Origin of the sequence: Streptosporangium sp. CA-115845 (assembly GCF_050943795.1) — a bacterium.
In the GTDB taxonomy this organism is placed as follows: domain Bacteria; phylum Actinomycetota; class Actinomycetes; order Streptosporangiales; family Streptosporangiaceae; genus Streptosporangium.
Genome location: NZ_CP191987.1, coordinates 362,820 through 383,611 on the forward strand (window position 1 = coordinate 362,820; position 20,792 = coordinate 383,611).

The window sequence follows — 20,792 nt, forward strand, 5'->3', positions numbered from 1 at the left end:
ATGTCAGTACGGCACGTGAGTTGTCAGTGGACTTGGCAGTGGGCCATCGGGGATGGCAGTAGACGCGTGTACGACAGGAGGTTCAGCCCGTGGCATCTGGCCGTATCCCTCGGCGTTTGACGTTGGTGGTTGAGCCACAGCCGGGTGAGTCGTTCGCCTCTTGGGTTGATCGGATGGCGGTGCGGAACGGATGCCCGCCGTGGACGCTCGTTGAGTCTTTGGGGCTGGACGTGCGTGCGAAGGCTGGCGATGTCCGCTCGCTGGCGTACGGCGTCGTCGCGAATCCAGAGACGTACGAGGCGATCAAGTCCGCCACGGGAGTGGATGCCAAGATCGTCCGGGGAATGCACCTGGAAGTGTTCGACGGCTCCGCCGTGAACTTGGCGGGCGTCCGTGTGGGGGACAAGGAGTCGGTCCGCCGGGCGGAGACTCGTGAGTGGGCGCAATTCTTCGGCGGTCGGGCTTGCTCAGAGTGCTTGGCGGCTTCGGAGGGAGCGTGGCAGATGTGGTGGAAGCTGGGTTGGGCCGGGGTCTGTCCGATCCATCGGGTGGGTCTGGTGGATCACTGCCCATCATGTCGCGTACGCATACGACGGGGGTCAGCTGGTCAGCCGCGTGGCCTGTCCCGCACACGCGTACCTGCCCCGCTGCAATGCGGCGCGATCCTCAGCGGGAGTGTTTGCGATCAACCGATCCCGCAGATCAGGACGAGTACGGTGAGCAATCAACTCGTCCACGCGCAACGGATGATGCTCGGGGTGGCGACGCGCCGCCGACCTGCGCTGATCGCGGCCCAGGTGGTGGGGGCCAGCCAGTGGTTCGCGGCGTTGAAAGCGATTGCGATGTTGGTCCGCCTGGGGATGCCGGAGGTTCTGCCTCTACTGGATGCGATGCCTCCCGATGCCCGGCGGGCAATGGCCACAGAAGCGGTGGTGCGCCGGTGGAATCGGGCAGGGTCAGCGGGCCGCTTCGGGATGATTCCACAGACCGCGTTGGTGGCAGCGGGATTGCTGGCAGTGGCCTTGCGCGTGGTCGCCGCGGAGGGGGAATGGGAATTGGCGGCCCGGTTGAAGCCACTGGCCGCAGCCGCTCGAATCAGATGGAACGGGCGGCATCCGGATCCGCTCGCGGAATTGGATCTGCCATCCGTGTTTGCAGAAGCCCTAGATGTCTTGCCTCGGCGCGGTCGCCGGTCCTGAGCGAGGCGGGGGAGTGGAATGGTGGTGAATCGATTGGTCTGTGGGCAATGGGTCCAACTAAGGGGGCATGGCAGGGAAAGCGAGGACAGAGCCGATCACAGGGCGCTACTGTGACTTGCATCACAGTAGTCTACCGGGCGTTGCCGAGGTCTGGATGACCAAGAACAGGCGGCCTGACGGTCTATGGAGGCGTGATGAAGCTGGCTGCCGACCTGCAGCTACGCAGCGTCCAAGTTCGCTACCTGCACCCGGATGGGCAGGAAGAGCGCTGCTCGCTCGAAGATGCCGCCGAGGTGGCCTTCGAGAACTGCGGCGCGATCCGGCGCATCCCGCACCGCGCCGATCAGGCGCACACACCGAGCACCCACTGGTCCTCCACGACGAACCGGATGATTGAATGCGAGTCGTATCTGGAGAGCGTCTGGATGACGCTGCTGGACTTCAACCCCGAGGTGAGCGGCTTCTCCGGCCAGCCGATGCAACTGTTCGGTGTGGATGATCGCGGCTCCTGGAAGGCCACGCCTGACTTGTTCGTCCGCTGGCTGGACGGCTCGGCGACGATGATGGAAGTGAAGAATCCCGCCCGGCTGGCCGATGCGAAGGTGAAGGCGACCGCCGAGCGGGTGGCGGCCTGCTGCGCGGTGGCGGGCTGGGGCTATGAACTGGTCGGCGAACCGCCTGGGCGGCAGCGCACGATCAACGTGCTGGCGTTGGCGGGTTATCGCCGCGAGATGGTGGGGGTGAGCCACTACCGTGCGCAGCTGCTGTCCCTGGCTGGCGAGCCGGTGCAACTAGGACAGCTGGTCAGCTTTACCGCCGAACCGCTGGTGGCCCGTGCGGTCGTGCTGCACCTGTGCTGGACCGGGGAACTGGCAGTGGACCTGACCCGGCCGCTGGAGGACACCAGCCTGGTTCAGGCCACTACGGCGAGCAGCGGCGCTGGGGCGCGGCAGTGAGCGGAGACGGAGAGGCGACCGGTCGGCGGCTGGCGACGGGCGAGTGGGTGTGGTTCAACGACGCACGCCACCAGGTGGTCGGTCAGAGCGGCAGCGAGGTTCACCTGCGGTCGGCCGGTGGGGAGTGGACGGCCATCTACATCGCGGCCCTGATGGCGGCGCCCGGGTTTCGGCTGGTCAGCGAGATCTCTGCCGAGTCGGCCTCCTCTGCCGTCGACGCCGGGGCGCTGCTGGACGGCTTGCCGGAGGACAAGGCGGCAGCAGTGCGTGACCTCGAAGCGCACTTGAACGAGATCAAAACCGGCTACCGCAGCGGCGATCCGGAGCAGGCCGCACCAGGTGAGCCACGCCCCGCCTACGATCTGGCGTTACATCCGCGGCGCGGTGATCGGGTCCGGGCTAAAGCCGCTGAACTCGGCATCAGCGAGCGGACGATCTGGCGCAAGCTGCGCCGTTTCCGTACGGAGGAACGCCCCGGGTTGATCGACGGGCGCGGCGCTGAGGTACGCGATCCGCTGGCCCGCGCCGATCAGCGAGTGCTGGATGCGATCCTCGCGCAGCACCGGGTCGGTGAACGGGAGGACTCCACCGGCGGCTTGGACCGGTTCTGCCGGCGGCTGCAGGATCGGCTGGATCACGAGTACGGACTGGGGACGGTGCAGATTCCCTCTGCCAAGACCGTCGCCCGCTACGTTGAGGTGCTGCTGCCGGGCCAGTACACCTTCGGTCGCGCTCCCTCGCGGCGCAGCGCGGCGGCGCGGCCGCAGCGTTCCTACCGGCCAGACCCGGCGGTGCGGCCGGGCCAGGTGGTGATGATCGACGCCACCCCGCTGGACGTGATCGCCTACGACCCGATCGGCGACGTCACCCATAAGGTGCACGTCGTGCTGGCGATCGACGTCGCGACCCGGACGCTGCTGGCCTGGCGGATGACCGTGAGCGACACCCGTGCGGTCGACGTGGTGATGCTGCTCAACGACGCGATCACACCGGAGCCGATGCGGCCCGGCTGGCAGCAAGCGCTGGCATTCCGGATGCTGCGCCTGCCCATCACCCGCGAGGTGGACCTGGAAGAGCGGCTGGAGCTGGCCGCGGCCCGGCCGGTGATCTGGCCGGAGGAGATCCTCGCCGACCACGCCAAGGTCAACCTGTCGGACGCGCTTCGCGAGGCCTGCCTGGATCTGGGTATCAACCTGGGCCTGGCCCGCAAGGCCAACCCCACCGACAAAGCCAACATTGAACGCGCCTTCGGCATTATCAGTGAAGATTTCGCCAAGCATGTCGCCGGCTACAAGGGCTCTGACACCTCCAGCCGGGGCCGGCTGGAGGAGCACGCCGCCCGGTGGAGCCTGGAGGACTTGGAGGAGTTCTTCGCCGAGTACGTGGTGGCCATCTATCAGCGGCGCGTGCATTCGGGACTGATCGTCCCGGGGTTCCCCGAGCTGGAGATGTCACCGAACCAGGCTTACAGCCTGATGGTGGCCCGCTACGGCTACATCGTCTGCCCGCCGAGTTCGCACCACTACTGCAAGCGGCTGCCGATCGAGTACCGGGTGATCCGCCCGGAGGGGGTGCAGCGCGACTACCTCATCTACGATGATCCGATCCTGGGCAACTACCGGCGGGCGATCTCGCCCGTCCCGGGCAAGGGCAGGAAGTGGCCGATCCGCTACCACCCCGGTGACCCCAGCCGGGTGTTCATCTTCCTCGAAGGCGCCTGGCACGTGCTGTTTTGGACGCATCTGCCGGACCCGGCCATCCCGTTCACCTGGCGAATGGTCGAACAGGCCCGGAAACTGCTGCACGAGGGCGGACTGCGCGAGCCGAGCCAGCAGGACATCGCCCAGGCCCTGGTGGATCTGCAACGCCGCATGGACGCACCCGAGTCGGCCACCGCCCGCACCCGCCGCGAGCTGCTGCGGGCCCGCGAGGACGCGCGCGCCATCAAACGTGATCAAGCTCGCGCCCAGATCCGCGAACAGGAGGAGCCGCCTCCGGCGCTGACCTTGGTCCCGCCCGCCGAAGAGAAGGAGCCTGTGGATGCGGTCGTGGTGGACCTGAGCGAGCTTGAGGAGTTCGAGATCTGGAACCCCGGCGCGCCGCAGGGGCCGGACGGCGCATGAGCAAGCGTGTCGCGCAGCCGCGTACCAAGGAGCACTGGCGCGAGCTCTGCGCCCGCCAGGCCCCGCCGCGGCCGGAGCCGGTCAGCCGCAGCGAGTACGACAGCTGGCCCGCCGAGCGCCGGGGCCCGTTCGATGAGCAGCGCGCACGCTGCAACGCCAACCCGCCGTTCATCAAGCACCCACAGATTCTGCAGGTGCTGGCGGTGCTGAAGCCGAAACTGACCCAGGGCCGATATAGCGAGGACGGCACTTACCACAGTGCGATCATCAACGGGCCCGGGCACTGCGGCAAAACGTCGCTGCTGAAGATGATCGGCAAGGACTACGAGCTGGCCTGGCGTGAGCGCCACCCTGGCTGGGCGCCCCGGCCCGGCGTGTCCGCGTCGGAGTTCCGCGGCGACTTCCTCGGCGACCGGGTGCCGGTCATCTACGTCAGCGTCAGCACCGGCGCCACCGCAGGCATGCTCTCCCAGGCCGTCGGCAAGTTTTTGCACGTCCCGACCCCCGGCCGCGCAGCGAACAAGTGGACGTTGACCGACCCTGTGCTGGATGCGATGGAGGCCGGCGGTACCGAACTGCTGCTCCTGGACGACCTGCACATGCTGGACAAGATCCGCGACGATGGCCAGGAAATGAACGACCACATCAAGAACCTAGCCAACCATGCCGCGGTCACCATCGTCGGCGCGGGGATCCTGTTGGAGCAGGGCAACCTGTTCACCGACGGAGCTCCGCCCCGCACCCTCCCAGGCAAGGCCGGCACTGCCCTCAACGGACACGAGCGCGGCCGGGCCGGGCAGTTCGGCTCCCGTTTCGCCGACCTGCAACACCTGGCACCCTTCCGGATCACCACCGCAGAGAAACAGCGCACCTGGATGTCGCTGGTGCGTCACTTCGAGAGCAACTTGATCCTGCTCGATCACCAGCCCGACTCCCTCACCTTGAAGCACTGGCGTTACCTGTACGAACGCACGTCTGGCTACATCGGCGGGCTGGCGATGCTGTTCAAAGACGCGGCGCACATGGCGATGGACTCCGGTGCTGAAGCGCTCACCCGCGACATCTTGGACAGCGTGATCCTCGGTCACGACGATGAGGTCGACTACGCCAAGACCAAAGCCCGCCGTCAAGCCGCCGCCAAGCGCCGGGCGAAAAGCGCCCCGCCCGCGTCCGGGCAGAGCACGGGCACCGGATGATCCCGCGCTACACCGCCGAACTCGCCGAGTCCCCGCGGCCACCGCTGCGCCGACTGGCCCTGGTGCCCCCGCCGGCCGATGGCGAGGCTTTCCACTCCTGGTTCTTCCGCCTGGTCGAGGCACACCACAGCCACCGCGACACAATTACGTCCCTGCTCGGTCTGCCCGCTTACACGCCCCGGCGCTACACCTTGGGAGAGGACTTCTTCGCCATCCACGATGGGGAATACGTCTTCGAGAACCTGCGCGATGCCACCGGCCTGCGCGCCCGTGCCATGAACGCCATGCTGCTCACTGGCCAAGGCGGCCGATTCATCGCCCATAGCTGGACCGGCAACACCACCACCCGCCCTTGGCCATGGCGCACCGACACTGCAGCCATCTGCCCTCGTTGCCTGGCCGCGCCAACCCCGATCTGGCGCATCGCCTGGCATCTGCTGCCGTGTGTGGTCTGCCCCCTGCACCGCGTCTATCTGACGGGCTGGTGCCCAAGCTGCCACACCCGGATCAGCGTCGGCGACACCCCTCGCTATCGGCGCGAATGCAACGGACCCTTCGGTCGGCAAGGACGCATCATCGGCTCTCGGAACTGCCGCCAGCAGCTCGCTCAGCTCCCTTGCCATCAGCTCGGAGACGAGCGTCTCCTGCGCATCCAGCACGACCTCTGCGCCCGCCTACGTCGCCCACGAGATGGCCCCATCGAACCCACCAAGGACTTCTGGGACCTCTATGAGCTGCTATTTCGGCTGGCCATCTATCTGGGCACCCCAGAGATGCTGCCCACCGGCACCGACGTCCACCTCTGGTGGACCTTTCACGAGTTCTGCCATCTACGCGACCAACTCGCTCTGACCAGCGGCCCCGCAGCCCGCCAGTTCTGCCGCGACTTGCTCAATTACCAACCCGGACCGTTGCTCAGCGCGGCCGCGATGCTCATCGTCGATGAGATCCGCCTCGACGGCACTTTGCTGGACGCGCTGCGCTACTTCATAGACCAGCGCCGCTTCGACCCCTGGGCCGGAACCCTCTGGCACGAGTTCTGCGACGACTACCACCCCACTGCGATCACCAACCGGGTCCTCAACCACCTCAAGATCAGAAACGTGGACCCAGCACTGCTGAAACCGCTCGCTCTCTGGGAACCAGGCGCGCCACATCACCTGCACCGACCCGAAACCATCGAGGACCTCGGCCTCCCCGAAGCCGCACTACTCCTGGCCGGCGAAGGACTACGCCCATGACAGACGGCCGAAGACGTCCTTATGCCCCTGCAGTGAGCACATTCGCAGGCAACAAAATCGCGATCAGCGGTGTCCCTCACCTAGAAACTGCCGCGCGCCACGCAGTTCGGTCCGAAGCCGCCCCTGAGTCATGTCGCACCGCAGGCGCACATCCATCGGACCGGGCAAACCGGCCTCCGAGCGCAGCCCTGAAGGCACCTTGTCCGCGTCGAGTCCATCGCGCCGGGCGATGAGCAGCCCCAGCTCGTACCGGCTCACCGCATCGGCTCCGGCGACGTGGTGGATGCCGTGATACTCGGATGAGGCGAGTTCGAGGAGAGCTGCGGCGAGATCGGCGACATGCACGGGACATCGCACATCGTCGGTGAACAACGTTCCCCTGACCCCGCCGCCGGCCAGTCGATGCACCAGCGCCTCGTGCGGAGAACCGCCGTCACCGATGATCAGGGATGTCCGAACTACCGCTGAGTTCGGCACGATGGCGTCCACCGCCGTCTCGGCGGCGGCTTTGGCGGCACCGTACGGGGTGATCGGGTCGGGAACGCACGTCTCGTCATAGCGAATCGCCGCACCGGAGAAGACCGCGTCGCTGGACACATGAACCAGGCGCCCGCCTGCCGCGGAGGCGGCGAGAGCCACGTTCACGGCACCCACCGCCGTGGTCGCCCAATCCGTCTGCCGGAACGCGGCATTGATGACCACCTCCGGACGCAACGCGCCGATCAGGGCGCCAACTTCCTCTCGCCGGCGCACATCGAGCGGCGACCACTCAACACCCGCAATCTCTCCCGATCGGGTCAGGTAGGTCCCGGCCACCTCGTGCCCGGCCGTCAAACACCGCCGGGCGAGCTCGCCGCCGAGAAAGCCACTGCCACCGACGATGAGGATTCGCATGGGCGGCCACCATAGTCGCTCATGTTCAACTGGCGTTCGATCCGACACACATGGTGCTGTATCAGTCGCAGCGCGCAGCCGGTCGATCATGATGGGCTGCGATTTCAGGTACGGGACTCGCAGATCAGCCAGTGCTCACTCGACGGCTGTGGAGACATGGCCAAGCGGCGCCAGATGGGCGAGGTCGTATCAGCCGACCTCCATCAACTCGGCGGCAAACAGCGCGCTCGCCGCCCTGAGGATCTCGTTGGCACGCTTGAGCTCGGCGTTCTTTTTGCGGAGATCGCGCAGCTCTGCCAGTCGGATGGTAACCAGTTGGTCGTCGTCTTGGTGCGTGGCCTCATCCTCGCGAATCCATGTCCGCAGTGCTTCGCGATGGACTCCTAGATGCTCTGCCAGACGGCTGATGGCCGGTTTGGGTTCCGACTCCCGGTACAGCTGCACCGCATGCGATCTTAGGTCATCGGGGTACTTTCTTACGGCTGGCACCCGATCGTTCCTCTTCCCTCGTGAGCCGAGCGACCTTCTGATGGCGATCATGACAAGGCGTGATGCCATCTGAAACCTCACTTCGATCTCTAACGGAGAGCAAGGCGATCACACTCCGTTAGATGTACCACGCATGGTACAGACTTTGGGTGGGGTGCATACCAGGTTTGGTACGTGCCATCTGCGATCACGCCCCGACTCACTGAACTGCGTAGACAGTTCGGCATCAGGGTCCGTGAGGTGCGTGAACAGCGGGGGCTGACCCAGGAGACGCTGGGTGAGATGGCAGAGGTCGACAGAAAAACCATCAACCGGATCGAGAACGGCGCTTACAGTCCGTTGCTGGATCACGTGTTCAAGATCTCCGACGCGCTCCAAGTGTCAGCCGCTGAGCTGTTTCGTCAACCGATCTCGTGATCGTGCCAAACGCGAAAGCTCCGTGGTGCAAGCGCACCACGACGTGCTTGCCCGCCGGTGGCGGCAAAGGTACTCAAAGACGCCGGCCCGCTTGCTACGGGAAAACTCCATCGGCTGTGACGGCACGGCTCACCAGACCCTGATGATCTAGATAGGTTGCTCCCTCACTTCCGGCCTGCCGGCGATCACACCTGTCGGATGGCGGGTGCACGCCGCTCTCCCGGCAGACGTGAACGCGGAAACGCCGCCTTCACGCTCGGCCTTCTCGAAGACTCGGAGGGATTCCCCGCTCGACTTTCATCATATATCGTCGATATTCGATGAATGAGGAGAAGGAACCTCTGGCGCGGGCCGAGGCCGAGGAGTACGCGAGCTGGTTCAAGGCGCTGGCTGATGCCACGCGCATCCAGATCGTGTCGCTGCTGGCCAGGCGCCGCGAGCCGATGACCGTCGGGGAGATCGTGACCGCTTCCGGGGTGGGGCAGTCGACGGTCTCCCACCATTTGAAGATCCTGGCCGAGGTGCGCTTCGTGCTGGTGGACAAACAGGGCACCTCCAGCCTGTACCGGATCAATGAGGAGTGCGTGAGGTGCTTTCCCACCGCCGCCGACGTCGTGATGGGCAACCCCGTCCCAGCCACCCCCACCCGCGACTGAGGAGCCGAGCATGGCCCACGACGAGGTAACCGACCGCTATTCCAGCCTGGCCCGCGCAGCGATCTCCGGCGAGACCGTCATCGACTGTGGTCCCGACGCGTTCGAGCAGGGCTGCTTCGGCCCCGCTGGCTACGACGACACCGCGGGGTTGCCTGAGGGTGCGCTGCGCGCCAGCCTCGGCTGCGGCAACCCGGTCGCCGTCGCCGAGCTGCGTAAGGGCGAGACCGTGCTCGACCTGGGCTCCGGGGGCGGCATCGACGTTTTGCTGTCGGCGCGCCGCATCGGCCCGTACGGCAAGGCCTACGGCCTGGACGCCAGCGCCGACATGGTGGAGCTGGCTCGCCGCAACGCCGAGCAGGCGGGCGCGGCCAATGCCGAGTTCGTGTGCGGCACGATTGAGGCGATTCCGCTGGCGGATCACCTGGTCGACGTCGTCATCTCCAACTGCGTGATCAACCTGTCCAGTGACAAGGCGGCCGTGCTGGCCGAGACCTTCCGGGTGCTGCGGCCCGGCGGGCGCCTGGGCATCAGCGACGTCGTCACCGACAGCCTCACCGACAGTGTCACCGACGGAGCCGCCGAGGCGCGGCGACGCGCGGCCACCGAGCAGCGGGTGGGCTGCGTCGCTGGATCCCTCGCCGTCGTCGAATACCGGGCTCTGCTAGCGGCGACCGGGTTCGTGGCCACCTCGATCACTTTGACGGCCGATCACGGCGACGGCGTGCACTCGGCCATCGTCCAGGCGGTCAAGCCGGTGATCTCGCCGGGGCTGGAGATCCGGCCGATGCGTGAGGCTGACGCCTCCCAGGTGCTGGCCATCTACCAGGCGGGTCTGGAGGGCGGTCAGGCCAGCTTCGAGACCGTCGCACCCAGTTGGGAGGGCTTCACCGCCGGTAGGCTCCCGCGCCTGCGCTACGTCGCGGTCGACACCGACACCGACACCGGTGAGGTTGTCGGCTGGGTGGCCGCCTCACCGGTGTCGGCGCGCCCGGTCTACGCCGGAGTCGTCGAGCACAGCGTCTACGTCCATCCCGGCCGCCAGGCCCACGGCATCGGCCGCGCCCTGCTGACCGCGTTCATCACCGCCAGCGAAGACGCCGGCATCTGGACGATCCAGTCCGGGATCTTCCCGGAGAACGCGCCCAGCCTCTCCCTGCACCAGGCGCTCGGCTTTCGCGTGGTCGGCACCCGCGAGCGCGTCGGCCTCCACCACGGCACCTGGCGCGATGTGATCATGATGGAGCGGCGCAGCACAGCCGTCGGGCGATGACCTCAAGGGCGGGCAGACCGGGGGTGAGGTGCGGGAACATTCGGCGGCCGGTGGTGGTTATGCATCTCGTGGCCGGTGTGCCCAGTGTCCCCGGGCCTCACCTTCGCCTTCGCGGAATACCGTTCGGCTGGAGCCGCGTTGCGCATTTCGCCGAGAGGCGACCTGCACACCGGTACGCATACGGTGAAACCAAGGTCCCGCCCTGAGTCAGGGTGGGGCCTTCGGTGTGTCCGGGGGCCGTTAACGAACGGGCCACCAGTCCCGAAGCACAGGGAAGTTCATCCTCCTGCAGGAGCATGGCGAGCCAGCTTGATCGCCGAGATCAGCAGGATAGCGGCGAGGATGGGGATGAGGATCAGGTCAGGGATGGCGCCGAGCAGCAGGCCGCTCAGGAGCGCGCCGACGACCGAGCCGACGACCATGACCGCGATGAAGCGCAGGTTGGTGCCCAGGACGGCGAAGCTGCCATCGCGGCTGTAGCGGGTGAAGGCGACCAGCATGGTGGGCAGGGACACCAGCAGCGACAGGCTGCCCGCAGTCTTGATGTCGACGGCGTACAGCAGCACGATCGCAGGAATCAGCAGCTCACCGCCGGCCACGCCCATGATCGCGGCGACCACGCCGATGCCGAACCCGGCCGCTACCCCCGTGACCACCTGCACCGGGGCGGGCAGCACCATCGAGCCCAGGGCGGTGGTGTGGGTGAGCACCAGGGCGCCTGCCATGCCCACCATCAGGGCCGCCAGCACCTTGTACAAGGTGGCGGTGCGCATCCGCACCGCCCAGGCCGCCCCAGCCCAGGCACCTACCAGGCTTCCGGCCAGCAGGTTGACCGCCACCGTCCAGTGCGCGCCCAGCTCGGCGAGGGAGACGGCGGCCAGGCGGGCAGGCAGGGCGGTGAGCACCACGATCAGGCTCATCGCCTTGTTCACGATGACCGCTGACAGCGCGGCGAATCCGAACAGGCCGATCAACAGCGGCAGCCGGAACTCCGCGCCGCCCAGGCCGATCATCCCGCCCAGCAGGCCCACCGCCGCCCCGGTGCTAAAGACCAGCGGCGCCGAACCCGCCGCGCGGGAGGGGAGGGCGGCTTCGTTCGTGCTCACGCCCACCACGCTCCTTGCCGCCCGGCGCCCGCGCCGTGTGCGCGTCGGCTTCTACGATCTCCTACCGCCCCCGGCGGGCGACGTGCGGGGCTGAGACGGCCGCTGTGATCACCAGAGTTTGGGACTGCAGATTCGTTAGTGACCCCCTGCAGTCCGACGACTTCCCCTCTGGAGCATCCGCATCGGCAGCGTGCCAGACCGATGCTCCCTGACAGGGCTTATCTCCGAGCGGCCCCGGGCGGGGAAGGTGCACATCCGCTGTTCACGCGGCGTTTCCCCCGCCGGGATCGATGGATGCAAATATCGATGTAAGTCGAATTAGACACTCGTCGATTCCATACCGAACGCTCTGGGAGCCAGCGATGACCAGTACCTACCAGCGCGACGACCTGACCATCGACCAGCAGCTGGCGATTGCGACTGCGGCCCGCCGGCTGGGTGAGGAGTTCACCGGCACCTTCTCCTCCGAGACGATCGAGCGGTTCCTGCATACCAGCTACGACCAGTTCGCCACCCGCGCCGTCGTGGCCAACTTCCTGCCGCTGCTGGCCGAGCGCTTCGCCCGCCAGCGCCTGCACGCCCTGGCCCGCGTCGAGGGCAGAAGCGACGGCCGTCCGATCGTGCTGTTCTTGTGCGTGCACAACGCCGGCCGCTCCCAGATGGCGCTGGGCTTCTTCCAGCATCTGGCCGGTGAGCACGCGGTCGGCTGGTCGGGCGGCTCGAAGTTCGCCGTCGAGGTCAACTCGGCCGCGATCGCCTCAATGGCCGAGGCCGGCATCGACATCTCCCGGGAGTTTCCCAAGCCGTGGACCGAGGAGATCGTCCGGGCCGCCGACGTCGTGGTCACCATGGGCTGCGGGGATTCCTGCCCGATCTTTCCCGGCAAGCGCTACCTGGACTGGGAGCTGGAGGACCCGGCGGGCAAGAGCGTCGAGGAGGTGCGCCCGATCCGCGAGGAGATCGAGCGCCGGGTGCGCGCCCTGCTGGCCGACCTCGACGTGCCCGCCACTCGATGAGCGTCCCCGCCACACCGAGCATGAATAGATGTATGTCAATATAGGTGAAGGTCTACTTCGACAGACTTCTATGTCAAGAGAGGGGGTCCGGTGGAGCCGCTGGAACTTCTGGAGTGCAGTGCGCCGCTGACGCGCGAGCCGCTGAACGCCGGGCAGGCCGCCGCTGCTGCGCGGGTGTTCAAGGCCCTGGGCGACCCGGTGCGACTGCGGATCTTGTCGATCGTGGCCAGCCACGGCGGCGGAGAGGCGTGCGTGTGCGACATCACCGCCGCCTTCGACCTCTCCCAGCCCACCATCAGCCATCACCTGAAGGTGCTCAAAGAGGTCGGGCTGCTGGTTTCGGAGCGGCGTGCCTCTTGGGTGTACTACCGGCTGGTCCCCGAGACCCTCGGTGAGCTGTCGGCCCTGATCGATGTCCCGGCCACGGCCTGACCCGACCGCGAAGGAAAACCCATGTCATCCTCACCGTCCACCCGCGCCCCGGCGAGTCAGCCAGGCGTGATCGGCGCCCTGTCCACCTTGGACCGCTTTCTGCCCATCTGGATCGGGCTGGCGATGGCCGGCGGGCTGCTGCTGGGGCGCCTGGTGCCCGGCTTGGACTCCGCGCTGGAGGCGGTCAAGATCGGCGAGATCTCGCTGCCGATCGCGTTGGGCCTGTTGCTGATGATGTATCCGGTGCTGGCCAAGGTCCGCTACGACCGCCTGGGCGCTGTCACCGGCGACCGCCGCCTGCTCATCGCCTCCCTGGTGCTGAACTGGGTCCTCGGCCCGGCGCTGATGTTCGCCCTCGCCTGGACGTTCCTGCCCGACCTGCCGGAATATCGCACTGGGCTGATCATCGTCGGCCTGGCCCGCTGCATCGCGATGGTGCTGATCTGGAACGACCTGGCCTGTGGCGACCGCGAGGCCGCCGCCGTCCTGGTCGCCATCAACTCGATCTTCCAGGTGATCGCCTTTGCCGCACTCGGCTGGTTCTACCTGCAGGTCCTGCCCGGCTGGCTGGGCCTGGGCGAAGGCACCGCGCTGCAGGTCTCGGCCTGGGACATCGCCTGGTACGTGCTCATCTTCCTCGGCATCCCGCTGGCGGCCGGATACCTGTCGCGCAAGCTGGGCGAGCGCACCCGGGGCCGTGACTGGTACGAGGAGCGCTTCCTGCCGAAGATCGGGCCGATCGCGTTGTACGGGCTGCTGTTCACCATCGTCATCCTGTTCGCCCTGCAAGGTGAGACGATCACCTCTCAGCCCGGCGACGTGGCCCGCATCGCGGTGCCGTTGCTGGCCTACTTCGCCCTCATGTGGGGTGGCTCCTTCCTGGCAGGCCGGGCGATCGGCCTGACCTATGAGCGCACCACGACGCTCGCCTTCACCGCGGCGGGCAACAACTTCGAATTGGCCATCGCGGTGGCGGTCGGCGTGTTCGGCGTCACCTCCGGTCAGGCCCTGGCCGGGGTGGTCGGCCCGCTGATCGAAGTGCCCGTCCTGGTGGCCCTGGTCTATGTCAGCCTGTGGGGCCGCCGCCTGTTCACCACCTCCACCTCCACCACCACTGAGGGATCGGTTCATGCCTGACAAGCCCAGCGTGTTGTTCGTCTGCGTGCACAACGCCGGACGCTCCCAGATGGCCGCCGGCTGGCTCACCCACCTGGCGGGCGACCGCATCGAGGTCCGCTCCGCAGGCTCGGCACCCGCCGAGAGCATCAACCCGGCCGCCGTGGCGGCGATGGCCGAGGTCGGCATCGACATCACCGGCCAGACACCGAAGATCCTCACCACCGAAGCTGTGCAGGACCCCAACGTGGTCATCACCATGGGCTGCGGGGATGCCTGCCCGTTCTTCCCCGGCAAGCGGTATGAGGACTGGAAGCTCGACGACCCGGCCGGCCAAGGCATCGAGGCCGTGCGGCCGATCCGCGACGAGATCCGCGACCGGATCGAGAAACTGATCGCTGAGCTGGATGCCAGGTAGCCACCGTCCGCCCCGTCCCAGGCGGGGCGGAGGGGGCGCCGCCAGCACCTGCCTCTTAGGCCTGCGGCGGTTGTGCCAGCAGCCACACGGTGGCCACCAGCAATCGCGCGGCGGCCAGCAGGGTGTCCGGCTCGACGCGCTCGGGGGTTTCGGCGGGGGTCTGGTAGCCGGGCATGCCCATCCCGACGCCGATCGCGGCCAGCCCAGCCGCGGCGTAGCGGCGGTTGTCGGAGGCCATCGCCCCGGCCCGCAACGGCACGCCGGTCAGTCGCGCGGCCTGGTCGAGGGTGGCCAGCAGCCCATGCGCGGGCCCGCCCGCCTCGACGGAGGCGGCCTGGTGTAGCTGTGCCGCCCCGTCCAGGTTGATCACCAAGGTGTCCGGCGGTACGTGGGGGGCGTGGTGGGCTGCCCCCCACGCCCCCGCCTCCTCGGCGTCCAGGAAGGCCACTGCCAGGTCCACCGGCGCGGTTACGGCGGCCAGAACGCGGGCGGCCTCCAAGACCGCGGCCACGCCGGAGGCGTTGTCGGCGGCGGCCGGTAGCCGGCGGCTCGGGTCGTCGCCCACTCCGTCGAAGTGGGCGCTCAGCAGCACCCGAGGCCCGCCGCGCCCCGCGTTCGGCAGGCGGGCGTGGACGTTGAGGCCTTCGGCGCCGATCTGCCGCAGCGGCACCGAAGCCGTCACCTGCACGGGGGTGGTGGCGAGCGTGTCGGCCATGTGCTGGTGCAGGTCGGCGCGCACGCCGAGGATCGGCACCGCCCGGCTGGGCGGGCCGGCGATCATCTTGGGCATCCAGCCCTCGGCGTCGGTGCCGCGGGCCATCAATACCCCGACCGCGCTCTCGGCTTCGGCCCGGGTGCAGGCCCGCGCCCAGTCCCCGGCTTCGGCCAGCAGCCACCGGCCGCGTACGTTCGCGCCGTCAGCGTCGCTTGCCAGGGAGGCGATACGTGGCCGGGGCAGCTCAGCCGAGGCGAGGTGTTCGACGAAGTCGCGGCGATGCTCCAGTCGTCGCACTCGCCCATCGGTGCTCCACTGCAGGATCGGCGTGTCATACAGCTCGCGCACGCTGACGACCGGGAAGGGGACGAGTTCGACCTCGGCGCCCAGCTCGCGCAGCTGCTCGGCGAGCCAGGCGGCGGCGGCCCGGCCGCCGGGGGTGCCCACCCGGCGGCCCGCGTAGCCGTCAGCGGCCAGTTCCGCGACACAGGTGAGCATTCGCTGCGCACTTACCTGCTCCAGGGCGGCCGCCAGCTCCGGGATCTCGATCGCATCCGGCGGCACGAGCGACCGAGCGGACGGTGAGGAGCTCATCCACAGCACCCGGCGGAAGTGGCGGCGGCAGCGGGAGCCGAAGCGGCCGCCGGGGCCTGCCCGCAGCACCCGGCCTCGGCCGCCTGGCTCGCCGCCGCGGGGCTGCCGCAACAGGAGGTCGCCGCCGCTTCGGCCGCCGTGCTCGTCTCAGGTGCGGCGGGGCCACCGCAGCACCCTCCCGCCGCGGGTGGGGTGAACGCCTCGTCGAGGTTTCCGATGAATCCGCCGCTGATGCTGTTGGCCATCGCAGGCTCCCTTCGGCGCGGGAGCGAGGCGCGGCCGCCCCACCCCCATGAATTAGATAAATATCTAAGTAAGGTCACCATTCCACACTGTTTAGATGGACGTCAAGTTAGATGGAAATCTAATCGCCCTGTTGGCTATGACGTCGGTTCCCCCATCGAAGGGGCGGCTGACACGGGGCGTCACCGCGTTGACAGTGAACACGTTGAGTGTGCATTTGCTGACAATCAGGTTGAATCGTCGTCTACGGTGGCCGAGGTAGAGCTGATCGTCACTGTGGTCAAAGGAGACCCGCTGCTCATGTTGCACAGCCCTCGCCGCCTGGAGGCCCTGCTCGGTGCTCCTTTGCCTCTGGTCACCTACGCTCAGATCGCCGCCCTCGTCGACAACCCCGACGCCCGTGAGGCCGAGGACCTGGACTACAAGGTCGACATCCCCGATGGGGACAAGGAGCGCAGAGAGAAAGGCAACGACGACGTCGCCGTCGATGTCGCCACCTTCGCCAACCACACCGGCGGCCTGATCATCGTCGGGATGGCCGACGTCGGCGACATCCCCTCCAAGGCATTGGATGTGCGCTTCCAGCGGCTGCAGTCACGCATCCGCAACGCAGTCGCCACCCGCGTGCACCCCATGCCGCGCTTCGCCATGCGCGAGGTGCCCAACCCCGCCAACCCCGGTCACGGGTTCCTGCTGATCTCGATTCCGCCCAGTTCACAAGCCCCGCACGCGGTGTCCAACCCGGTGCAGAAGAACGAAAGCCCGCTGCGCTGGCCGCGCCGGCACGGAGCCGACAAGGTGTGGCTGAGCGAGTCGGAGATCGCCGCCGCCTACCGGCGCCGCCTCATGGGCGCCAGCGATCAGGTCGATCGCCTGCGCGAATTGGAGGACCAGGCGGTCATGGCCGCCGCGGTGACCAGCGCCCGGCAGGGCTACCCCAGGCCGCTGCTGGTGGTCACCGTGGTACCGGATCTGCCAGGAGACCTGCTGCTGGATGGGACGAAAGTGCGTGACTTCGACGAGCAGACCAAGAGCGAGGTGGTCATGCTGGGTGCCCACACCGTCACCTTCGACAGCGTCAGCGTGGCCCACCGCCGCCTGATCGCCGAGGCCGGCGCCACCACCGTCCATGCCGTACGCGCCCAGCTCTACACCGACGGCTCAGCCACCTTCGCCATCCACCCGACCGCCATTTCCCCGGCCGTCAGCGACAAGCTCACGGTGTGCGTCTTGGACGCGGAGATCGTCAGCCGGACGGCCAGCGCTCTGCGCTACCTGGCCCGCCACGCACGCGACCGCGCCGCCGCGGCCGGATCGGCGATGGCGCGCGTGATGCTGGTAGCCGACACGCATCTGCACCCGGTCGTGTCGGCCAAGCCGGAACTGGAAACCGCCTGGCCCTTCGACAACCCAGACCTCATCCGCTATCGCGTCGACCTCAACACCACGACCCGCATCGTCGACGCCCACCGGCCGCTGGGCACGCGCTTCATCCAGTTGGCCTTCGGGGAGTCGGCGGTGTCGCTGGATGACCTGGCCGACGATGGACAACCGCTGGCCCGTGCCACCGCCGCCTTGTGCGGTGACCTGTTCCAGGCCTACGGAGTACCGGAGAACCAGCAGATCCGCAGAGACGGCACCATCAATCCCCATGCCTGGGGCGGCCACTGGGATCAGATCAAGAAATGGGCTGAGAAAGCCAGCATTCCGCTGGCTGCCGAGGACTAAAGCGCCAGCTGCCCCATCACCTCGGCCACCGTGGTGCGCGCCGTGCGGGCGGCGCCGATCAGGGTGGCCGAGGCCGGGCCGGTCCAGTCGCCGTAGCCGAGCAGGTGCAGGCGCGCCTCACCGAGCGCACGGGTGCCCTCGGTCGGGATCACCCCGTCGGGACCGCGGAGTTTCAGCGGGGCCAGGTGGCCGAGCACGGGCCGAAAACCGGTGCACCAGATGATGGTGTCGCAGGCCAGGGTGGTGCCGTCGGCCCAGGCCACCCCGTCCGCGGTGAGGCGGGTGAACATCGGCTCGGCTTTGAGGGCGCCCCGCCTCCGGGCCTCGCGCACGACAGGGACAGCGACGATGTCGCCCAGGTCGCCGATGCCGGGCGCGTCAGCGAAGCGGGCGCGCCGGGTGGCCAGGTCGAACAGGGCCCGGCCGTCGATGTCGTCGCTCAGCAGCCGGGGCGGGCGCAGCGTGGCCCACGTCGTGTCGGCGACGGTGGAGACCTCCGCGAGGATCTGCGCCGCGGAGTTGCCGCCACCCACGATGACCACGCGCTGCCCGCGCAAGGGTGCGGGGCCGGTGTAGTTCGCCGTGTGCAGCTGCTGCCCGCGGAAGTCACCGATGCCGGGGTAATACGGCACGTACGCCCCGCCCCAGGTGCCGGTCGCGCTGATGACGATCCGGGCATGCCAGGCACTGGTACCGGTCTCGACGGCCAGCCGCTCACCGCCATCGCGCACGGCCGACACGCGGACCGGCCGGATGATCGGCAGCTCATAGCGCTGCTCGTAATCGGCCAGATAGGCGACCGCATTGGCCGCGCTCGGATAGCCGCCGCCCTCAGGGATGGGCATCATCCGGCCGGGCAGCGAGCTGTAGGGGGCCGGGGAGAACAGCCGCAGGGACGGCCAGGCATGCCGCCAAGCCCCGCCCGGCTCGTCGCGGGCGTCCAGGATGACGAAGTCCGCCCCTGCCCGGCGCAGGTAGTAGCCGGCCGCCAGACCCGCCTGCCCGCCGCCGATCACCACGACATCGACCGGCCGCGACGAGTGGGACACCGCCTTCGGGCCGGTCACACGCTCGTGGACTCGACCAGCGGGGTGAACAGCGCACCCAGGCGAGCCACCGCGGCCGGGACGATCCAGTAGTAGACCCAGGTGCCGCGGCGCTCGGAATCGATCAGTCCGGCCATCCGCAGCACTTTGAGGTGGTGGGAGATGGTGGGGCCGCTCAGGTCGAAGGCGGGGGTCAGGTCACACACGCACGCCTCACCGCCCGCATGAGAGCCGATCATCGACAGCAGACGCAACCGGACCGGGTCGGCGACCGCCTTGAGCATCACCGCCAGCTCGGCCGCGTCGCTCTCGCCGAGCGGCTCGCGGGCGATCGGGGCACAGCACTGGACGGTGGCGGTGGTCATACAACAACTCCCCTACTTCGACATTCGTCTAAATCATACGCGATGGTAGGCGACCAGCGCGAACGCGGCGATCGCGCAGGCCAGCGCAACGGCTGCCATCACCCACTGGTAGCCGACCGCTTGGGCCAGCGCGACCGCGCCCAGCGGCGCCAGGGCCTTGTCTGCGACGGAGAAGGCGGCGATGCGGCCTGACAGCGAGGCATAAGCGCTGCTGCCGTAGCGCTGCAGAAGCAGGTGCGGCAGGGTGATGGAGGCAATGCCGAAGCCGAGCCCAAATCCGAGCACGCAGCCGATGGCGCCCGGCACCGTGCGCCCGGCCAGCGGAAGCAGTGCGGCGGCGACGCCCTACAGGGCGAAGATCGCGGCGGCGATGAGGGCGGCGGGCAGGCGGCGTTGCAGGCCGGTGGTGAGCAGGCGGCCGGTCACCGACAAAACCCCCAGCAGTCCGGCCAGTGTGGCGGCCAGGACGGGTGAGTGGCCCAGATGGATGAGGTAGGTGATGAGCAGGATGGACATCACCGCTGCCGCGCCGCCGTTGGCGGTGAAGGCGATCACCAGCAGCCAGAACGGCCGCCGACGGGTGGCGGCCTTGACGACCTGAGCCCGCTCGTGGGTCGTGGCCGGCCGATGTCCGGCGCGGGTGGGGCGGCGCACGACGAGCGCGTGCAACGGGATCGCCGCTACTCCGTAGATCACGGCCAGGACCACCAGGGCGGTGCGCCAGCCGTAGGAGTCGACCAGCAGGCCGGTCAGCGGCAGGAAGATGGTGGAGGCGAACCCGGCGACGACGGTGAGCGCGAGCAGGGCGTTGGCTCGGCCCTGGCCGTGGGTGGGGCCGTCGAACCAGCTGACGATGACAGCGAAGGCGCTTTCGTACAACACCATCGCGCACGCGATGCCGATCGCGGCGAAGACCGCGTACAACTGGGGCAGGTTCTCGACCCGCGACCAGGCCAGGACGGCGAGCGTGCCGATGATCGACCCGGCGGTCATCAGGCCCCGGCCGCCGCGGGCGTCCAGCAGGCGGCCGACCAGCGGGGCGCACAACGCGGCGATCAGGATCGAGCCGGTCAGCGCGGCCGCGATCTGGGCGCCGCCGGCGTGCAGGTCGGCCGCCATGGGGGTGAGGAAGACGGAGAAGGCGTAGTAGAGCACGCCGTAGCCGATGGTCTGCGTCACGGCCAGGGCGGCGACAATCCGCCAGCCGCGCCCCGAACGCGGCCGGCCGCCGCCCCCTTTCTCGGGGGCGGCGGCCTCGGTGGCAGGTTCAGCGGCGGAGCTCACCCGCGCGTCCCGACACAGCCAATCAGCCGACGTCCATCCGCCGTGGTCATCCAGCGGCCAGGCGATGGATCTTCGGCGATAAACCCCTGGACGTGCAGCCGCCAGGCCAAGGGTCCGGCCGTCCGGGCGATTGCCGGGGCGAACCTGGGGTTGCTGCTCGGCTCGCGGGCGGCGACCAAGCGCTCTCCCAGCCGGTGGGTGTCGAGCGGTCCGTGCTCGCAGATCAGGCGCAGGGCTTCCTTCTGGGCGGCGGTGGGGTACCCCTCAGACATCTGAGGCTCCTTGTCG

At 68.3% G+C, this 20,792-nt stretch carries 22 protein-coding genes and 3 pseudogenes; 15 read left to right on the forward strand and 10 right to left on the reverse strand.

Features of this window, described 5'->3' with window-relative positions:
- Positions 1–173: 173 nt before the first annotated feature.
- From ACQP0P_RS01545 to ACQP0P_RS01570, 6 genes and pseudogenes are all read left to right on the forward strand, one after another.
- Positions 174–497 (forward strand): annotated as a pseudogene (locus ACQP0P_RS01545) (hypothetical protein); the annotation flags it as partial.
- A 219-nt stretch (positions 498–716) separates the two neighbouring features.
- Positions 717–1,199, forward strand: a complete 483-nt coding sequence (locus ACQP0P_RS01550; protein WP_433358917.1) for a hypothetical protein — start codon at positions 717–719, stop codon at positions 1,197–1,199.
- Between the two features lie 194 nt (positions 1,200–1,393).
- Positions 1,394–2,155 carry a TnsA-like heteromeric transposase endonuclease subunit gene (locus ACQP0P_RS01555; RefSeq protein WP_343961366.1) on the forward strand — a complete coding sequence of 254 codons (762 nt, stop codon included), beginning with the start codon at positions 1,394–1,396 and terminating at the stop codon, positions 2,153–2,155.
- Positions 2,152–4,278 carry a hypothetical protein gene (locus ACQP0P_RS01560; protein ID WP_433358713.1) on the forward strand — a complete coding sequence of 709 codons (2,127 nt, stop codon included), beginning with the start codon at positions 2,152–2,154 and terminating at the stop codon, positions 4,276–4,278. The genes ACQP0P_RS01555 and ACQP0P_RS01560 overlap by 4 nt, the downstream gene beginning before the upstream one ends.
- Positions 4,275–5,474: a TniB family NTP-binding protein gene (locus ACQP0P_RS01565; protein ID WP_433358714.1), complete on the forward strand. Its 1,200-nt coding sequence runs from the start codon at positions 4,275–4,277 to the stop codon at positions 5,472–5,474. The genes ACQP0P_RS01560 and ACQP0P_RS01565 overlap by 4 nt, the downstream gene beginning before the upstream one ends.
- Positions 5,471–6,715, forward strand: a complete 1,245-nt coding sequence (locus tag ACQP0P_RS01570; RefSeq protein ID WP_433358715.1) for a TniQ family protein — start codon at positions 5,471–5,473, stop codon at positions 6,713–6,715. Before ACQP0P_RS01565 ends, ACQP0P_RS01570 begins: the two co-directional genes overlap by 4 nt.
- A gap of 63 nt (positions 6,716–6,778) precedes the next feature.
- Here ACQP0P_RS01570 and ACQP0P_RS01575 read toward each other — a convergent pair whose 3' ends face one another.
- Positions 6,779–7,609 (reverse strand): SDR family oxidoreductase, encoded by an 831-nt coding sequence (locus ACQP0P_RS01575; protein ID WP_433358915.1) that lies wholly within the window; start codon positions 7,607–7,609, stop codon positions 6,779–6,781.
- 306 nt (positions 7,610–7,915) lie between these two features.
- A pseudogene (locus tag ACQP0P_RS01580) lies at positions 7,916–8,167 on the reverse strand (transposase); the annotation flags it as partial.
- Between the two features lie 105 nt (positions 8,168–8,272).
- Here ACQP0P_RS01580 and ACQP0P_RS01585 point away from each other — a divergent pair.
- The 4 genes and pseudogenes from ACQP0P_RS01585 (at position 8,273) to ACQP0P_RS01600 (ending at position 10,441) form a co-directional block, all read left to right on the forward strand.
- Positions 8,273–8,515, forward strand: a complete 243-nt coding sequence (locus ACQP0P_RS01585) for a helix-turn-helix transcriptional regulator (RefSeq protein WP_433358716.1) — start codon at positions 8,273–8,275, stop codon at positions 8,513–8,515.
- 320 nt (positions 8,516–8,835) lie between these two features.
- Positions 8,836–9,171, forward strand: coding sequence for an ArsR/SmtB family transcription factor (locus ACQP0P_RS01590; RefSeq protein WP_433358717.1), 336 nt, complete (start codon positions 8,836–8,838; stop codon positions 9,169–9,171).
- A gap of 10 nt (positions 9,172–9,181) precedes the next feature.
- Positions 9,182–9,739 (forward strand): annotated as a pseudogene (locus ACQP0P_RS01595) (methyltransferase domain-containing protein); the annotation flags it as partial.
- Positions 9,740–9,955: 216 nt separating this feature from the next.
- Positions 9,956–10,441: an N-acetyltransferase family protein gene (locus ACQP0P_RS01600; protein ID WP_433358916.1), complete on the forward strand. Its 486-nt coding sequence runs from the start codon at positions 9,956–9,958 to the stop codon at positions 10,439–10,441.
- A 278-nt stretch (positions 10,442–10,719) separates the two neighbouring features.
- On the opposite strand, the gene ACQP0P_RS01605 is transcribed toward ACQP0P_RS01600, so the two are convergent.
- Positions 10,720–11,547 carry a TSUP family transporter gene (locus tag ACQP0P_RS01605; RefSeq protein WP_433358718.1) on the reverse strand — a complete coding sequence of 276 codons (828 nt, stop codon included), beginning with the start codon at positions 11,545–11,547 and terminating at the stop codon, positions 10,720–10,722.
- A 362-nt stretch (positions 11,548–11,909) separates the two neighbouring features.
- Here ACQP0P_RS01605 and ACQP0P_RS01610 point away from each other — a divergent pair, with 362 nt between their 5' ends.
- From ACQP0P_RS01610 to ACQP0P_RS01625, 4 genes are all read left to right on the forward strand, one after another.
- Positions 11,910–12,563, forward strand: coding sequence for an arsenate reductase ArsC (locus tag ACQP0P_RS01610; RefSeq protein WP_433358719.1), 654 nt, complete (start codon positions 11,910–11,912; stop codon positions 12,561–12,563).
- 90 nt (positions 12,564–12,653) lie between these two features.
- The gene (locus ACQP0P_RS01615) at positions 12,654–12,995 is read left to right on the forward strand and encodes an ArsR/SmtB family transcription factor (RefSeq protein WP_433358720.1); all 342 of its coding nucleotides are present in this window, start codon (positions 12,654–12,656) and stop codon (positions 12,993–12,995) included.
- A gap of 21 nt (positions 12,996–13,016) precedes the next feature.
- Positions 13,017–14,132: an ACR3 family arsenite efflux transporter gene (arsB, locus tag ACQP0P_RS01620; protein WP_433358721.1), complete on the forward strand. Its 1,116-nt coding sequence runs from the start codon at positions 13,017–13,019 to the stop codon at positions 14,130–14,132.
- On the forward strand, positions 14,125–14,529 hold the full coding sequence (locus tag ACQP0P_RS01625; protein WP_433358722.1) for an arsenate reductase ArsC: 405 nt from the start codon (positions 14,125–14,127) through the stop codon (positions 14,527–14,529). Before arsB ends, ACQP0P_RS01625 begins: the two co-directional genes overlap by 8 nt.
- 55 nt (positions 14,530–14,584) lie before the next feature.
- Here the strand turns inward: ACQP0P_RS01625 and ACQP0P_RS01630 are convergent, their stop codons facing one another.
- Together ACQP0P_RS01630 and ACQP0P_RS01635 are read right to left on the reverse strand one after the other, a co-directional pair.
- A complete protein-coding gene (locus ACQP0P_RS01630; protein ID WP_433358723.1) occupies positions 14,585–15,838 on the reverse strand; it encodes a M28 family peptidase in 1,254 nt (417 codons plus the stop codon).
- A complete protein-coding gene (locus ACQP0P_RS01635) occupies positions 15,835–16,083 on the reverse strand; it encodes a hypothetical protein (protein WP_433358724.1) in 249 nt (82 codons plus the stop codon). Before ACQP0P_RS01635 ends, ACQP0P_RS01630 begins: the two co-directional genes overlap by 4 nt.
- Positions 16,084–16,330: 247 nt before the next feature.
- On the opposite strand from ACQP0P_RS01635, the gene ACQP0P_RS01640 reads away from it, so the two are divergent.
- Positions 16,331–17,809 (forward strand): AlbA family DNA-binding domain-containing protein, encoded by a 1,479-nt coding sequence (locus tag ACQP0P_RS01640; protein ID WP_433358725.1) that lies wholly within the window; start codon positions 16,331–16,333, stop codon positions 17,807–17,809.
- On the opposite strand, the gene ACQP0P_RS01645 is transcribed toward ACQP0P_RS01640, so the two are convergent.
- From ACQP0P_RS01645 to ACQP0P_RS01665, 5 genes are read right to left on the reverse strand one after another with little or no spacing between them, the layout of a single operon-like run.
- Positions 17,806–18,876 carry an ArsO family NAD(P)H-dependent flavin-containing monooxygenase gene (locus tag ACQP0P_RS01645; protein ID WP_433358726.1) on the reverse strand — a complete coding sequence of 357 codons (1,071 nt, stop codon included), beginning with the start codon at positions 18,874–18,876 and terminating at the stop codon, positions 17,806–17,808. The genes ACQP0P_RS01640 and ACQP0P_RS01645 overlap by 4 nt on opposite strands.
- Positions 18,873–19,220: a metalloregulator ArsR/SmtB family transcription factor gene (locus ACQP0P_RS01650; RefSeq protein WP_433358727.1), complete on the reverse strand. Its 348-nt coding sequence runs from the start codon at positions 19,218–19,220 to the stop codon at positions 18,873–18,875. Before ACQP0P_RS01650 ends, ACQP0P_RS01645 begins: the two co-directional genes overlap by 4 nt.
- A 33-nt stretch (positions 19,221–19,253) precedes the next feature.
- Positions 19,254–19,526: a hypothetical protein gene (locus ACQP0P_RS01655; RefSeq protein WP_433358728.1), complete on the reverse strand. Its 273-nt coding sequence runs from the start codon at positions 19,524–19,526 to the stop codon at positions 19,254–19,256.
- 39 nt (positions 19,527–19,565) lie between these two features.
- Positions 19,566–20,504, reverse strand: coding sequence for an MFS transporter (locus tag ACQP0P_RS01660; protein WP_433358729.1), 939 nt, complete (start codon positions 20,502–20,504; stop codon positions 19,566–19,568).
- Positions 20,501–20,776: a hypothetical protein gene (locus ACQP0P_RS01665; RefSeq protein WP_433358730.1), complete on the reverse strand. Its 276-nt coding sequence runs from the start codon at positions 20,774–20,776 to the stop codon at positions 20,501–20,503. Before ACQP0P_RS01665 ends, ACQP0P_RS01660 begins: the two co-directional genes overlap by 4 nt.
- Positions 20,777–20,792 lie beyond the last annotated feature (16 nt).

Bases quoted from the DNA above. Each gene is read 5' to 3' on its own strand.
- ACQP0P_RS01555 (WP_343961366.1), top strand. From the start codon at position 1,394: ATGAAGCTGGCTGCCGACCTGCAGCTACGCAGCGTCCAAGTTCGCTAC.
- ACQP0P_RS01590 (WP_433358717.1), top strand. From the start codon at position 8,836: ATGAATGAGGAGAAGGAACCTCTGGCGCGGGCCGAGGCCGAGGAGTAC.
- ACQP0P_RS01575 (WP_433358915.1), bottom strand. From the start codon at position 7,609: ATGCGAATCCTCATCGTCGGTGGCAGTGGCTTTCTCGGCGGCGAGCTC.
- ACQP0P_RS01665 (WP_433358730.1), bottom strand. From the start codon at position 20,776: ATGTCTGAGGGGTACCCCACCGCCGCCCAGAAGGAAGCCCTGCGCCTG.
- ACQP0P_RS01600 (WP_433358916.1), top strand. From the start codon at position 9,956: ATGCGTGAGGCTGACGCCTCCCAGGTGCTGGCCATCTACCAGGCGGGT.
- ACQP0P_RS01565 (WP_433358714.1), top strand. From the start codon at position 4,275: ATGAGCAAGCGTGTCGCGCAGCCGCGTACCAAGGAGCACTGGCGCGAG.
- ACQP0P_RS01650 (WP_433358727.1), bottom strand. From the start codon at position 19,220: ATGACCACCGCCACCGTCCAGTGCTGTGCCCCGATCGCCCGCGAGCCG.
- ACQP0P_RS01610 (WP_433358719.1), top strand. From the start codon at position 11,910: ATGACCAGTACCTACCAGCGCGACGACCTGACCATCGACCAGCAGCTG.
- ACQP0P_RS01570 (WP_433358715.1), top strand. From the start codon at position 5,471: ATGATCCCGCGCTACACCGCCGAACTCGCCGAGTCCCCGCGGCCACCG.
- ACQP0P_RS01630 (WP_433358723.1), bottom strand. From the start codon at position 15,838: ATGAGCTCCTCACCGTCCGCTCGGTCGCTCGTGCCGCCGGATGCGATC.
- ACQP0P_RS01625 (WP_433358722.1), top strand. From the start codon at position 14,125: ATGCCTGACAAGCCCAGCGTGTTGTTCGTCTGCGTGCACAACGCCGGA.
- ACQP0P_RS01635 (WP_433358724.1), bottom strand. From the start codon at position 16,083: ATGGCCAACAGCATCAGCGGCGGATTCATCGGAAACCTCGACGAGGCG.
- arsB (WP_433358721.1), top strand. From the start codon at position 13,017: ATGTCATCCTCACCGTCCACCCGCGCCCCGGCGAGTCAGCCAGGCGTG.